Source organism: Sulfitobacter sp. SK025 (assembly GCF_003352105.1).
Taxonomy (GTDB): Bacteria; Pseudomonadota; Alphaproteobacteria; order Rhodobacterales; family Rhodobacteraceae; genus Sulfitobacter; species Sulfitobacter pontiacus.
In genome coordinates this window covers 1,669,941-1,682,287 of sequence record NZ_CP025808.1, presented here as the reverse complement: position 1 = coordinate 1,682,287, position 12,347 = coordinate 1,669,941, and the positions used below count along the sequence as shown (strand labels likewise).

Here is a 12,347-nt window from a genome sequence, read left to right as displayed (position 1 = left end):
AAGCCACGGTCAGACCGGCGGGCCTTTGCGCGTCATCAGACGTATCTTGTCGCCGTCAAGCTCTATGTCGCGCAGCGCGGTATATCCCAAGGTCTCGGCCAGACGCAGCGACGATGCATTCGCCACGGCGATCATGCACACCGTGCGCCCCGTCACCACGCGGTCGAACCAGTCATGCGCCGCGCGCGCGGCTTCCAGCCCCAGCCCCGTGCCCTGCGCTTCGGGGGCCAGTACCCAACCGGCCTCGGGAAAGGGATCGAAATCGTCGCCAAACCCGCGGGAACCAAAGAAAAACCCGACCTGACCTTCCATCTCGCGGGTGCCGCGCGACTGGATCGCCCATTGACCAAACCCGACAATCTGCCAATGGCCCGCATTGCGCAGAAACGCATCCCAGCTTTCGGCCTTGGGTTTGGGCTTGCCGGTAATATGGGTCACCACGGCGGGCGTCGCCCAGATGTCAGCATAACGGGGGAAGTCTTCGGCCCGCATGGCGCGCAGGGTGAGACGGGCGGTATTGATGGTCGGTACTGATCGCGACATGTGGTGAATTACCTTCACGCTTGAATTTCTGTCACCGTCAGTGTCACGCCGGAGCCCGCGCAAGACAAGTGACGTGCGGTCCCCCCAAGCAAAAACGGCGCCCTTCCGCTAGGAAGAACGCCGTTCTCTAAATCTCGTGCCGCCGCGACGCCTATGGGGCTGCGGCTGGCGAAAACGTCTTAGGACGCTTCTTTGATGAACTTGACCGCGTCGCCGAAGGTCTGGATGTTCTCGGCTGCGTCATCGGGGATCTCGATGCCGAACTCTTCTTCGAACGCCATAACCAGCTCAACAGTGTCGAGGCTGTCTGCGCCAAGATCGTCGATGAACGATGCGTTCTCAACAACTTTGTCTTCTTCAACACCCAGGTGCTCTACAACGATCTTCTTTACGCGGTCTGCGACGTCGCTCATATTCAGTCCTCATTCATTCGGGCAACCCTGCCCTCTTCTGTTTCCGTCAGAACCTTATGTGGTCCGTATGGATCGTGCCCCGAGGGGCGGCTATGGCCCTTGTTGTCACAAGGTAAGGGGGGCAATCAAGCCTCCCTATGATGGATTCTGCGCCCCATTTAGCACAAGACGCAGATTTGGCAAACGCTTTGCAGCGCAGGGTCACAACATGGCCATGCCGCCGTTCACATGCAAGGTGGTTCCGGTAACATAGGCGGCTTCCGCACTTGCCAGATAGACAACAGCCGACGCGATTTCGGATGCTTCGCCCATACGGCCCGCAGGGATTTGCCCCATGATTCCCGCCTTTTGGTCGTCGGTCAGCTTGTCCGTCATTGCCGTGGTAATGAAACCGGGGGCGACCGCGTTCACGGTGATCCCGCGGCTGGCAACCTCATAGGCAAGTGATTTGGACATGCCCACCATACCGGCCTTGGACGCGGCATAATTCGCCTGACCGGGATTACCGGTGGCCCCGACCACGCTCGAGATATTCACGATCCGGCCCCAACGCGCCTTCATCATCCCGCGCATCACGCCTTTGCACAGCTTGAACGTCGCGGTCAGGTTGACGTTCAGGACCGAATTCCATTCATCATCCGACATGCGCATGAACAGGTTGTCGCGGGTGATGCCGGCGTTATTGACCAGAATATCAACCGATCCCATCGCTTCGGCCGCCTGTTTGGGCAGCGCGTCAACGGCCTCCATATCGCTCAGGTTACAGGGCAGCACATGGGCGCGCTCGCCCAGTTCGGCGGCCAGCGCCTCAAGAGGTTCGGTGCGGGTGCCGGACAGGCCCACGGTCGCGCCACGGGCATGCAGGCTGCGCGCGATTTCCGCGCCGATACCACCCGAAGCCCCGGTGACCAGCGCATTTTTTCCAGTAAGATCAAACATATGTAATTCCTTTCGCAGCCTGTCTCAGGCCGTTTTCACGGCAGCGGCATCGGCAGCGGTGCCGATGTTCACGCAGGTGATTTCCTTGTTGATGCGGCGGATCATGCCGGACAGCGCCTTGCCCGCGCCGATTTCCCAGACCTCGGTCACGCCCTGCGCGCCCATCCATTCAACCGACGACATCCAGCGCACCTGACCGGTGACCTGTTCGATCAGCAGCTTGCGGATCTGTTCGGGATCGGTGACCGCCTCGGCGACCACATTCGCCACCACAGGCACGGCGGGGGCGTTCATTGCCACATCCGCCAACGCACCGGCCATCTCTTCTGCGGCGGGGGCCATCAGGGCACAGTGGAACGGAGCAGAGACAGGCAAAAGCAGCGCACGCTTGGCGCCAGCCGCTTTCGCCAGATCAATCGCGCGTTCCACGGCAGCCTTGCTGCCCGAAACGACATTCTGCGCCGGATCGTTCTGGTTGGCGACCTGACAGACCTCGCCCTGTGCGGCCTCTGCGGCGACGGCCTCGGCCTGCTCAAAGCTCAGCCCCAGAAGGGCGGCCATAGCGCCCTGCCCCACGGGCACAGCCGCCTGCATCGCGCGCCCACGGATGCGCAGCAACCGCGCCGTATCGGCAAGCGAGAATGTCCCCGCCGCGCACAGGGCCGCATATTCACCCAGCGAATGACCCGCGACATAGGCCGCCTTATCGACGGTAACGCCTTCGGCCTTCAACGCCGCCATCGCCGCCATCGAGGTCGCCATCAGCGCAGGCTGCGCGTTCTGTGTCAGCGTCAGCTCCTCCGCATCGCCTTCCCAGATCAACTGCGACAGCTTTTCGCCCAAGGCTTCGTCCACCTCGTCAAACACGGCCTTTGCCGCCGGATAGGCGTCGGCCAGATCGCGGCCCATACCGATGGTTTGCGCGCCTTGGCCCGGATATACGAATGCAATGGTCATAAAGTCCCCCGAATTTGCGTTTCCAGCGCTTTAGCGCGTGGGTGGCCGTCAAACAAGCCTGCACGGCGACTGTGCGCTGATCCGCATTGGTCCCCAAGCCCCGTTGCAGTATGGAGAAACCACCCCATTTCGCGACGGAGCACCCAGATGGCCTTAACCAATACCTCAATCCGCTACGGCGGGGTGACCAAGTTCTTTCACTGGCTCACCGCCCTGCTGATCCTTACCCTGATCGCCCTTGGCCTTTATGCCAGCGATCTGCCCCACGATACGCAAGCGGCGCTGACCCGCAAAGCGTGGCTCTTCTCGCTGCACAAAACACTGGGCGTAACGGTCTTCTTTGTCGCCCTTGCCCGCATCGTCTGGGCCTTTACCCAACCCAAACCGGGGCTGCTGAACGCGGATCACCGTCTTGAAAGCTGGCTGGCGGAAACGGTGCATTGGGTGCTCTACGGGTCGCTGGTGATCGTCCCGCTGGCCGGCTGGATCAACCACGCCGCCGCCTCTGGCTTCGCGCCGATCTGGTGGCCACTGGGGCAGTCGCTGCCGTTTATCCCCAAGAACACAACAGTAGAACACGCCTTCGGCGCGCTGCACGTCATCTCGGGCAAACTGCTGATCGGCGCGTTGATCCTGCATATCGCCGGCGCGGTGAAGCACCACGTTGTGGACCGCGATTCGACCCTGCGGCGGATGTTGCCGGGCGAAGCCGTCGTCGGCCCGCTGCCTGCGCAGCACCACTCTGCCGCGCCGGTGATCACCGCCACTGTGGTCTGGGTCGCCGCGATTGCCGTCGGGCTGGGGCTGGGCCTTGGCTTGGGCCAGCGAACCGAACAACCCGCCCCGACCGAAACTGCCGCGCTAGAGGATGTCGCCTCTGACTGGCAGGTGCAGGATGGGACCATCGCGATAGAGGTCACGCAGTTCGGGTCCGTCGTGGCTGGCAGCTTTGCCGATTGGACATCCGCGATCACATTTGACGACACCGTACAATCCGGCAAAGCGGGCGACGTGACGACCACGGTCGCGATCCCGTCGCTGAGCCTCGGGTCGGTGACGGATCAGGCGATGGGGGCCGATTTCTTCAACAGCGAGGCCTTCCCCACCGCGACTTTTCAGGCCGATATCAATGCCACCGCCGACGGCTATGTCGCGGCGGGCAGCCTGACGATCAAGGATCAGACGATGCCTGTCGACCTGCCTTTCACCCTGACATTGCAGGGCGACACTGCCCGGATGACAGGCTCCACCACGCTGGACCGCCGCAACTTCGGCATCGGGGACACCGTGACGGATGAAAGCTCGCTGGCCTTTAGCGTCACGGTGAATATCGACCTCACCGCCACACGCGGGCAGTAATCCCGCCCCCCACAAATGCAAAAACGCCGGGGTTCTGCCCCGGCGTTTTCGTTTCTTAATAAACAGTGGAAAGCTTATTCAGCCTTCATCGCTTCGATAGAGATGTTCACTTGCACTTCGTCGCTGACGAAAGGCGCGAACTGACCAAGGTTGAAATCGGTGCGTGTGACCGTGGTCGTCGCGTCGAAACCGGCCCAAGGCTTCTTGGCCATCGGATGCTCGCCCATCTGGTTCAGCTTGGCATCCAGTACAACGGATTTGGTCACGTCGTTCATGGTCAGATCGCCGGTGATCAGCGCGGTCTTTTCGCCTGTGACCTCGATACCGGTCGATTCAAACGTCACCATGTCGCCGTCTTCAGCGCCAAAGAAATCAGCGGTCATGAAGTGTTCGGTGCGAGGCTCCCAGCCGGTGATCATGTCTTTGACCGGGAAAGATACGGACACAGAGGAGTTCGCGGGCTCTGCCTCGTCCAGCATGATTTCACCGTCAAAACCGCTGAACATCGACGTGGTGGTCGAGAACCCAAGGTGGTTATAGGTGAAGACGATCTGGCTGTGGCTTGCGTCCAGCACATATTTTTCGGCAGCGAAAGCAGAGGTGGCACCCAGTGTCAGGGCGGTGGCAAGAAGGACAGACTTCATGGTCATTGGAATACTCCTGTTGGCGTTTGTCTGCACCATACATGAAGCATTTCAGCGTTTCAGCAACCCAGCAGCGTTCAACAGTTAATGCGCATTGGCGAACAGTCGCGCGTCGGACATGCGCTAAACACGCACATATCGATCAAGCTGCGATCAGATCGCCTGACCCGAGTCGCGCAGGCTAAAGGTCAGGTTATCGACCACGCGGCGCTCTGCAATATGGACATCAACGATGAAATTGCCGCGCCCGTCCCAGAAGTGAAAGTTGCGGCCAACACGCTCCACCCGTCCCAGATCGCCAAAACTGCAGCGTTGCAGCACCCGTTGCGCCCCCACCGTGCGCGGACGCACCAGACGCAGCTCGCGCCGCAGCGTGTCGATCTGGATCTCGGGCAGCGCGGGCTTTTGCCCCGAGAGCATCAGGCTTGCCCCCAACATCACAGACACCGCCGACAGCCCGACCTTGAACAGCATCACATCTGACCCAAAGTTCGACCCCGGCGTCAGCCACAACCCCGACGCCGCCAGCACCAAGGCCGCCCCCAGCAACCGCTGGACGCTGCGCACCACCGCCCGAGAGCCATCTACCATTCCGGCCTGTGCCGAAAACTGAAGACTATCCGCCGAGAAATTCGTAACTGCGCCCATTGCTCTGATAAACCTTGCTTAACCGTGTGATCTCCCCTTCAGTTCTCGTATGGGTTCATGACGAAAAAGAGGCGCGACCGTGATCGAAGTGGTACTTTTCAAAGGATCACCCGCCCCAAATTGATAGACGCCCGTGCCATAGCGCCAACGCACCCTTGCCCTGCCTGCAAAACCGTGTATATCGGCCCTTCGTTTTGCATCATCTTTTGAACCGCGCAGACTCTCGTGGTGGGGCCGCAAAACGCAAATGCCCTGCCTATGAAATGCGCCTTGATATAAATAGGAGTGCACATGCCGCTTTATGAGCATGTTATGATTGCGCGTCAGGACTTGTCCAACACGCAAGCAGAAGGCCTTATCGAACATTTTGGCACAGTTTTGGCTGACAACGACGGCAAGCTCGTCGACAGCGAATACTGGGGCGTCAAAACGATGGCCTACAAGATCAACAAAAACCGCAAGGGCCACTATGCCTTCCTGCGTTCGGACGCACCAGCGACCGCCGTACAGGAAATGGAACGCCTGATGCGTTTGCATGATGACGTGATGCGCGTTCTGACCATCAAAGTTGATGAGCACAAAGAGCTGCCATCGGTTCAGATGCAGAAACGTGACGAGCGCCCCGAGCGTGGCGAACGCCGCGAACGTCGTTGATCATCAGCTTGCAATAAAGGACATAAACCATGGCCGCTAAACCATTTTTCCGCCGTCGTAAGGTCTGCCCCTTCTCGGGCGACAACGCACCGGCAATCGATTACAAAGACACACGTCTTCTGCAGCGCTACATCTCTGAGCGCGGCAAAATCGTTCCTTCCCGCATCACCGCAGTCTCCGCGAAAAAGCAGCGTGAATTGGCCCGTGCCATCAAACGCGCCCGCTTCCTCGCCCTGCTGCCCTACGCCGTTAAGTAAGGAGAAAGCACATGCAAGTTATCCTTCTGGAACGTGTGGCCAAACTGGGCCAAATGGGCGAAGTCGTGGACGTAAAGCCCGGCTACGCACGCAACTTCCTGCTGCCCCAAGGCAAAGCGCTGTCGGCTTCCAAAGCCAACATCGAAGCCTTTGAAGGTCAGAAAGCCCAGCTTGAGGCACAAAACCTCGAGACCAAAAAAGAAGCCGAAGCACTGGCTGACAAGCTTAACGGTCAGCAGTTCATCGTCATCCGCTCCGCCTCCGATTCGGGTGCGCTTTACGGTTCGGTTACGACCCGTGACGCGGCAGACGTTGCCACAGCCGAAGGCTTCACCATCGACCGCAAACAGATCGTTCTGGGCAGCCCGATCAAAGACCTGGGCCTGCATGACGTCACCGTCATCCTGCACCCCGAAGTCGAAGCCACAATTCAGCTGAACGTTGCACGTTCCCCTGAAGAGGCCGAGCTTCAGGCCGCAGGCAAGTCGATCCAGGAACTGGCCGCAGAAGAAGAAGCTGCAGCCGAATTCGAGATCTCTGAACTGTTCGACGATATCGGCTCCGCCGCATCCGACGACGACGATCTGGCAGAAGCTGTCGAGAAAACAGACGAAGACGAAGCGCAAGCCTAAGCCTTCCGATCTGATTCCAAATGAAACGCCGCCGCTGACCTCTCAGCGGCGGCGTTTTTCATTGCGCGATCGGCAATATGCCGCCCTGTGCTAAGCGACCCTCTGCCCATCCGGCGCTGCCCTTGTTGCGCGGTGCCCCCGGCGTTGTAAGCATTTGGCTCCCGTCAACGATGCGAGTCACCCGCATGATCGCCCTCACACGTCGTTCCCTTTGCCAGATGTTGCTTTGCACACCTGCCCTCTCTGCCTGCGCCAGTACCGCGCCAGAGCCCGCCCCCGCGCCCCGCAAGCTGCCGCTCTATCCCAACGAGACGCCCGAGCTACGCGGACTGATCAACAAATGGGCCGACCACTACGACGTGCCCCGCCCGTTGGTCCACCGTCTTGCCATCCGTGAAAGCACCCACCGTCCGGAGGCCCGCAATGGGCCCTACTTCGGCCTGCTGCAAATCCTGCCCGCCACCGCACGCGGCATGGGGTTTCGCGGCGATGCCGGCGATCTTCTCGATCCTGATGTAAACTTGAAATACGGCGTCAAATACCTGCGCGGCGCTTGGCTGCTGTCTGATGGCGATCACGCCACCGCAATCAAATGGTACGCCCGCGGCTATTACTACGAGGCCAAACGGCGCGGTATGCTGGTTGAAACCGGCCTGCGCAAAGGCTGAGCCCCCCTAAGGCGCGCCGCGCTGCCCCATAGGCGCAGGCGTGCGTCTCTCAGATCCAGTCGAGGTTCACCTGTCGCGCAGGGTATTTCGCCGCAAAGGTTTCGCGCAGCGCGCGGAACCTCGGTCTGAGATCCGCGAACTTGCGCTCATGGGTTTCCACGACCAAGCACCTGATCCCCTTGATCAAATCCGCTGCATCCATCGCCTCAAGCAGATCAAGCTCCGCGCCTTCGATGTCCATCTTCACAAAAGCGATCTCGCCGCGTTTATCGATTTCAGCCCTGATGATTTCCAGAAAATTGAGCAATGCGACATCGACATAATTGTCTGCGTCAATCGTACGCCCGCCGTCGACGATTGTGCTTTTGACCGATGCCCCCTTCATATTGTCGTCAAAGTTCGCAGCCCGCATCAGCCGCACAGTGCCCGAGCTAACCCCAACCGCCGCGTTGACAAGACGCACGTTCGCGCGGTCTTTCACAGCCGCTGAGAGCTGTTCAAACGCATAAGGGTCGGGTTCATAGCTGATCACCTCGGCGCCTGTGTCGGCCAACAAACGGGTCACGACACCCACATTGGCCCCGCAGTCCATCGCCAGATCGCCAGGCTTCAGCATCGCCGTCACCCCCTTGAGAAAACCCATCGCCTCGGCCTGACGCAGGTTCCGCTTTGCACGCCGGCGGGCTTTGCGCTCCTCCTCGGTCAAGGGTGTCTTTGCTCTCGCGGCGCGGCGCGCCCTGTTGCTGGCTTGATCTGACATGTGTCTACCACCCTCCCCTTGACCGGAACTGCCGCATTTTGCTGCACTAAAACGGATAACTCCCCAGCCGTCTAACGAAAAAAGCCGCCCCGAACGGGACGGCTTTGATCTTTGTGATACCGAAAAAGGGGAAAGACTTATTCGTCTTCCAGCTCTTCCACGGCTTTCTGCAGGTCTTCTTTCGACACTTCTTTCTCGTTCAATGTCGCCTGTTCAAACACGTGATCAACGACTTTGTCTTCGAACAAAGGAGCGCGCATCTGCTGTTGCATCTGCTGGTTTTGCTGAACGAATTCAAAGAACTGACGTTCCTGACCGGGGTACTGACGTGCCTGGTTCATGATCGCTTGCGTCATTTCCGCGTCGGTGACCTGAACTTCGGCTTTCTGACCCAGCTCGGCCAGCAGCAGGCCAAGACGCACGCGGCGCTCGGCGAGCTTCTTGTGCTCGTCTGTGGTTTCGATTTCCGGGTGGTCATGGCCCTGAACGTCAGGGTTGTCTTCGTGCCACAGCTGGTGCGCGATCTGGCCTGCTTCGGCTTCGACCAGCGACGGCGGCAGGTCAAAGCTGACCAGCTTGTCCAGCTCGTCCAGCAGACCGCGTTTCATGACAGCGCGCGACGCACCGGCATATTCCGCTTCCAGACGCTCTGCGATCTGGGATTTCAGCGCAGCCAGATCTTCGGCACCGAATTTCTTGGCCAGCTCGTCGTCCACTTTCGCGGCAACAGGCTTTTTCACTTCTTTAACCTTGCACTCGAACACGGCTTCTTTGCCGGCGAGGTGAGGCGCTTGGTAATCTTCCGGGAAGGAAACCGTTACGTCTTTCTCGTCGCCTGCTACAACACCGACCAGCTGCTCTTCGAAACCGGGGATGAAGGAGTTGGAGCCCAGGACCAGCGGGTAATCTTCCGCCGCGCCGCCTTCAAAGGCTTCGCCGTCTACTTTGCCGAGGAAATCGAATGTGATCTGGTCGCCGTCTTCTGCCTTGGCACCCTCTTCGCGGGCTTCAAAGTCCTGTGCGGTCTCTGCCAGGTTGGCCAGCGCTTCTTCAACGGCGGCGTCATCGGCTTTGACAACCATTTTTTCCAGCGTGATGGACGACAGGTCTACTTCTGGGATATCGGGCAGTGCTTCGTAGGTCATGGTGACCTCGACGTCGTCGCCTTCTTTCCAGTCTTCATTCGCCATTTTGACGTCGGGCTGCATCGCAGGGCGATCGCCGGACTTTTCAAAATGCTCTTGCATGGCGCCATCAATGCTTTCCTGCATTGCTTCGCCCATAACCTTTTGGCCGAACTGCTTTTTCAGCAGCGCCATTGGGACTTTACCTTTGCGGAAACCCTTCATCTCGACTTCGGGCTGCGCTTCGGCCAGCTTTTCGTTGACCTTGGCCTCCAGCTCAGCTGCTGTCACAGTGATGGCATAGCCGCGTTTCAGACCTTCGTTCAGCGTCTCGTTGACCTGCATGTTTGCTCCATAGGGTAAGGCCGCGCATTGCGGGGCGCGGGCGGAAAAATTTCCGCTCTTCTATTGGGGCCTGCGCTTGGGCGCAAGCGGATTTGGCGGCGGGGTCCCGTGGGACGGGGCGAATTGCCCCCTGCCCCCGCGTACCGATGGCATTTAACGTCTCGCGCGGCGTCCAGTGGGCGCATAATCAGCCCCCGAGGCACCGCATCCGGCTCAGGACATACCAAGCGCTTCTTTGTACATCTCAAGCACGGCTTCTTCTTCGGCGATATCATCGGCTTCGCGCTTGCGCAGAGCGATTATCTTGCGCAGCACCTTTGTGTCGTAACCGCGGGATTTCGCTTCGGCCATGACCTCTTTTTGCTGTTCGGCGAGGTCTTTCTTCTCGGCATCCAGCCGTTCGATCCGCTCTACGAACTGGCGCAGCTCATTCGCGGTCACGCGATATGTGGCATCACCGATGGCGTCTTGGGATTCGGGATTGGTGGCACTGTCGCTCATCTGGGGCGTCCTATGTCTTGAATGGGTCAGCGCATTGACTACCCGCGTGCCTGCGCTGCCGCAAGCCACTCTTGCCCATTGGGCGGAATTCGGATAGCTCGCGGCCTATGGAAAATGCATCTCTTTCAATCTTTGACGTCCTGATCTGGGCGGGCGCGGCGATCTCCTTTGTAGGGTTGGTCGGGCTTGTCTGGTGTATCCTGCGCGTGGCCCGTGCCAAACGCGCCGCCCTGCCCGAAGAAGAGATGCGGATCGTCCTGCAAAAAGTGCTGCCGATGAACCTTGGCGCATTGCTGCTGTCGGTGATCGGGCTGATGATGGTCGTGGTCGGTATCATCCTCGGCTAAGGCAGGTGACGGCCACTTTCCGCCCCTGTCTTTATAAATAACAAACGCCCAGAGACCGACACAGCGTCAACCTCGCGCTTGCGGCTTGCCACACATTCAGCATTCATTATATGTTTTCCCGACACCCGCCGCTTACGGCGGTACGAAAGGGCGATATAGCATATGATTGAAGCAGATTGGATTTGGGGCCTGATTGGCGGGCTGATGATTGGCAGCGGCGCTGCGGTCTACCTGTTGGGGAACGGCCGCATCATGGGAGCCAGCGGCATTATTGGCGGGCTGGTGGACGGATCGGCGCGCGGCGCTTGGGCCGAACGCGGCAGCTTTCTGGCGGCGCTGATCATCTTTCCTGCGGTGATCGCATTCTTTGCCCCCGTCCCTGCGACCACCAACCTGACAGAGAACCTGTGGCTGGTCGGTGCGGCCGGTCTTCTGGTCGGGCTGGGCACGCGCATCGGCAATGGCTGCACCTCGGGTCACGGGGTCTGCGGCATTTCGCGGCTGAGCCCACGCGGTATCGTTGCCACGCTCGTTTATATCGCGGCAGGCGCGCTGATGGTTGTTGCCCTGCGCGCCCTGGTCGGAGGGGTCTGAGATGCGCAATATGCTTGCCGCCCTCGCCGGGGCCTTGTTTGGCACCGGGCTATATCTGTCGGGCATGACCGATACCCAAAAGGTCCAGGGGTTTCTGGATTTCTTCGGGGAGTGGGATCCGACGCTCGCCTTTGTCATGGGCGGGGCCATTTTGCCGATGGCAGTCGCTTGGGCGTTCACCCGTGGGCGGCGGCCCGTGGTGGGCGGTGACTTCCCCGATCGCCCCGACCCGCGGCTGGACCGCAAGCTGATCGTGGGCGCCGTGCTCTTTGGCGCGGGCTGGGGGCTGGTCGGGCTGTGCCCGGGGCCTGCGCTGGCGTCGCTTGGGTTTGGCGGCTTGGGGGGCCTGATTTTTCTGATCACCATGCTGGCGGGTATGATGATCGCCCCCAAAGCGCGGCGGATACTAGACACAACGCGGGCGGCTGGATAAGTCAAACTATGGATATTCGTCAAATCACCCCCCGCTTCTTTGCTGCCCCTCAGATCGACCCCTCCGATATGGAGGCGATCAAAGAGGCTGGCGTTACCTTGATCCTGTGCAACCGTCCCGACGCGGAAGTGCCCCCCAGCCACCAGCATGCCGCCATCCAGGCCGCGGCAGAGGCGGCTGGCCTGCGCTTTGCGGTGCAAGAGCTAACGCACCAAACGATGACCCCTGATGTCATTGCCCGTAACCGCGAGATCGGCGTGGCGCAGGACGAGGTTGTTCTGGCCTATTGCGCCTCGGGCACACGGTCGACCATCGCTTGGGCCTTGGGTCAGGCAGGCGAACAACCGGCAGACGCGCTGATTGAGGCCGCACGGGCCGGTGGCTACGACCTAAGCCACATGCGCGGCGTGCTCAGCGCCCCCTACGCGTAACCGCAACGCGCCACGGATCATCGCGCCACGGGTCAACGCGCCACCGGTCAACGCGCCACGGGTCGATCCGCCAAGGATCAGGCCAGCCGCGCCGTTGC

The 12,347-nt window shown here is 60.2% G+C and carries 18 protein-coding genes; 9 read left to right on the top strand and 9 right to left on the bottom strand.

Annotated elements, in window-relative coordinates; translation table 11 throughout:
• Window positions 1-9 precede the first annotated feature (9 nt).
• The 4 genes from C1J04_RS08185 to fabD all read right to left on the bottom strand — a co-directional run bounded on the left by C1J04_RS08185 (window position 10) and on the right by fabD (window position 2,852).
• Window positions 10-543 (bottom strand): GNAT family N-acetyltransferase, encoded by a 534-nt coding sequence (locus C1J04_RS08185; protein ID WP_005852883.1) that lies wholly within the window; start codon window positions 541-543, stop codon window positions 10-12.
• A 179-nt stretch (window positions 544-722) separates the two neighbouring features.
• Window positions 723-956 carry an acyl carrier protein gene (locus C1J04_RS08180; RefSeq protein ID WP_005852881.1) on the bottom strand — a complete coding sequence of 78 codons (234 nt, stop codon included), beginning with the start codon at window positions 954-956 and terminating at the stop codon, window positions 723-725.
• 201 nt (window positions 957-1,157) lie between these two features.
• Window positions 1,158-1,895: a 3-oxoacyl-[acyl-carrier-protein] reductase gene (fabG, locus tag C1J04_RS08175; RefSeq protein ID WP_009826737.1), complete on the bottom strand. Its 738-nt coding sequence runs from the start codon at window positions 1,893-1,895 to the stop codon at window positions 1,158-1,160.
• A gap of 24 nt (window positions 1,896-1,919) precedes the next feature.
• Window positions 1,920-2,852: an ACP S-malonyltransferase gene (gene fabD / locus C1J04_RS08170; protein WP_009826736.1), complete on the bottom strand. Its 933-nt coding sequence runs from the start codon at window positions 2,850-2,852 to the stop codon at window positions 1,920-1,922.
• 147 nt (window positions 2,853-2,999) lie between these two features.
• Here fabD and C1J04_RS08165 point away from each other — a divergent pair, with 147 nt between their 5' ends.
• Window positions 3,000-4,211 (top strand): cytochrome b/b6 domain-containing protein, encoded by a 1,212-nt coding sequence (locus C1J04_RS08165; protein WP_009826735.1) that lies wholly within the window; start codon window positions 3,000-3,002, stop codon window positions 4,209-4,211.
• Between the two features lie 74 nt (window positions 4,212-4,285).
• Here C1J04_RS08165 and C1J04_RS08160 read toward each other — a convergent pair whose 3' ends face one another.
• Together C1J04_RS08160 and C1J04_RS08155 are read right to left on the bottom strand one after the other, a co-directional pair.
• Window positions 4,286-4,855: a YceI family protein gene (locus C1J04_RS08160; RefSeq protein ID WP_174226624.1), complete on the bottom strand. Its 570-nt coding sequence runs from the start codon at window positions 4,853-4,855 to the stop codon at window positions 4,286-4,288.
• Window positions 4,856-5,008: 153 nt separating this feature from the next.
• Window positions 5,009-5,503 carry a hypothetical protein gene (locus C1J04_RS08155; protein ID WP_254655170.1) on the bottom strand — a complete coding sequence of 165 codons (495 nt, stop codon included), beginning with the start codon at window positions 5,501-5,503 and terminating at the stop codon, window positions 5,009-5,011.
• 291 nt (window positions 5,504-5,794) lie between these two features.
• Between C1J04_RS08155 and rpsF the strand changes: the two genes are divergently transcribed.
• The 4 genes from rpsF to C1J04_RS08135 all read left to right on the top strand — a co-directional run bounded on the left by rpsF (window position 5,795) and on the right by C1J04_RS08135 (window position 7,714).
• Window positions 5,795-6,157 carry a 30S ribosomal protein S6 gene (rpsF, locus tag C1J04_RS08150; protein WP_005852867.1) on the top strand — a complete coding sequence of 121 codons (363 nt, stop codon included), beginning with the start codon at window positions 5,795-5,797 and terminating at the stop codon, window positions 6,155-6,157.
• Between the two features lie 29 nt (window positions 6,158-6,186).
• Entirely contained in the window at window positions 6,187-6,414 is a 228-nt protein-coding gene (gene rpsR / locus C1J04_RS08145) for a 30S ribosomal protein S18 (protein ID WP_005852865.1), read from the top strand.
• Between the two features lie 11 nt (window positions 6,415-6,425).
• Window positions 6,426-7,046 (top strand): 50S ribosomal protein L9, encoded by a 621-nt coding sequence (gene rplI, locus C1J04_RS08140; RefSeq protein ID WP_009826732.1) that lies wholly within the window; start codon window positions 6,426-6,428, stop codon window positions 7,044-7,046.
• Window positions 7,047-7,264: 218 nt separating this feature from the next.
• Entirely contained in the window at window positions 7,265-7,714 is a 450-nt protein-coding gene (locus C1J04_RS08135) for a lytic transglycosylase domain-containing protein (RefSeq protein WP_009826731.1), read from the top strand.
• 49 nt (window positions 7,715-7,763) lie between these two features.
• Here the strand turns inward: C1J04_RS08135 and C1J04_RS08130 are convergent, their stop codons facing one another.
• The 3 genes from C1J04_RS08130 to C1J04_RS08120 all read right to left on the bottom strand — a co-directional run bounded on the left by C1J04_RS08130 (window position 7,764) and on the right by C1J04_RS08120 (window position 10,444).
• The gene (locus C1J04_RS08130) at window positions 7,764-8,474 is read right to left on the bottom strand and encodes an FkbM family methyltransferase (RefSeq protein WP_114865328.1); all 711 of its coding nucleotides are present in this window, start codon (window positions 8,472-8,474) and stop codon (window positions 7,764-7,766) included.
• 137 nt (window positions 8,475-8,611) lie between these two features.
• On the bottom strand, window positions 8,612-9,943 hold the full coding sequence (tig, locus tag C1J04_RS08125; protein ID WP_005852852.1) for a trigger factor: 1,332 nt from the start codon (window positions 9,941-9,943) through the stop codon (window positions 8,612-8,614).
• Between the two features lie 213 nt (window positions 9,944-10,156).
• The gene (locus C1J04_RS08120; protein WP_009826729.1) at window positions 10,157-10,444 is read right to left on the bottom strand and encodes a DUF2312 domain-containing protein; all 288 of its coding nucleotides are present in this window, start codon (window positions 10,442-10,444) and stop codon (window positions 10,157-10,159) included.
• 107 nt (window positions 10,445-10,551) lie between these two features.
• Here C1J04_RS08120 and C1J04_RS08115 point away from each other — a divergent pair, with 107 nt between their 5' ends.
• From C1J04_RS08115 to C1J04_RS08100, 4 genes are all read left to right on the top strand, one after another.
• Complete coding sequence (locus tag C1J04_RS08115; RefSeq protein WP_009826728.1) at window positions 10,552-10,791, top strand: hypothetical protein; 240 nt, start codon at window positions 10,552-10,554, stop codon at window positions 10,789-10,791.
• Window positions 10,792-10,953: 162 nt separating this feature from the next.
• The gene (locus C1J04_RS08110) at window positions 10,954-11,385 is read left to right on the top strand and encodes a YeeE/YedE family protein (protein ID WP_009826727.1); all 432 of its coding nucleotides are present in this window, start codon (window positions 10,954-10,956) and stop codon (window positions 11,383-11,385) included.
• 1 nt (window position 11,386) lies between these two features.
• Window positions 11,387-11,818, top strand: coding sequence for a DUF6691 family protein (locus tag C1J04_RS08105; RefSeq protein WP_009826726.1), 432 nt, complete (start codon window positions 11,387-11,389; stop codon window positions 11,816-11,818).
• 8 nt (window positions 11,819-11,826) lie between these two features.
• Window positions 11,827-12,249 carry a TIGR01244 family sulfur transferase gene (locus C1J04_RS08100; RefSeq protein WP_005852802.1) on the top strand — a complete coding sequence of 141 codons (423 nt, stop codon included), beginning with the start codon at window positions 11,827-11,829 and terminating at the stop codon, window positions 12,247-12,249.
• Window positions 12,250-12,347 lie beyond the last annotated feature (98 nt).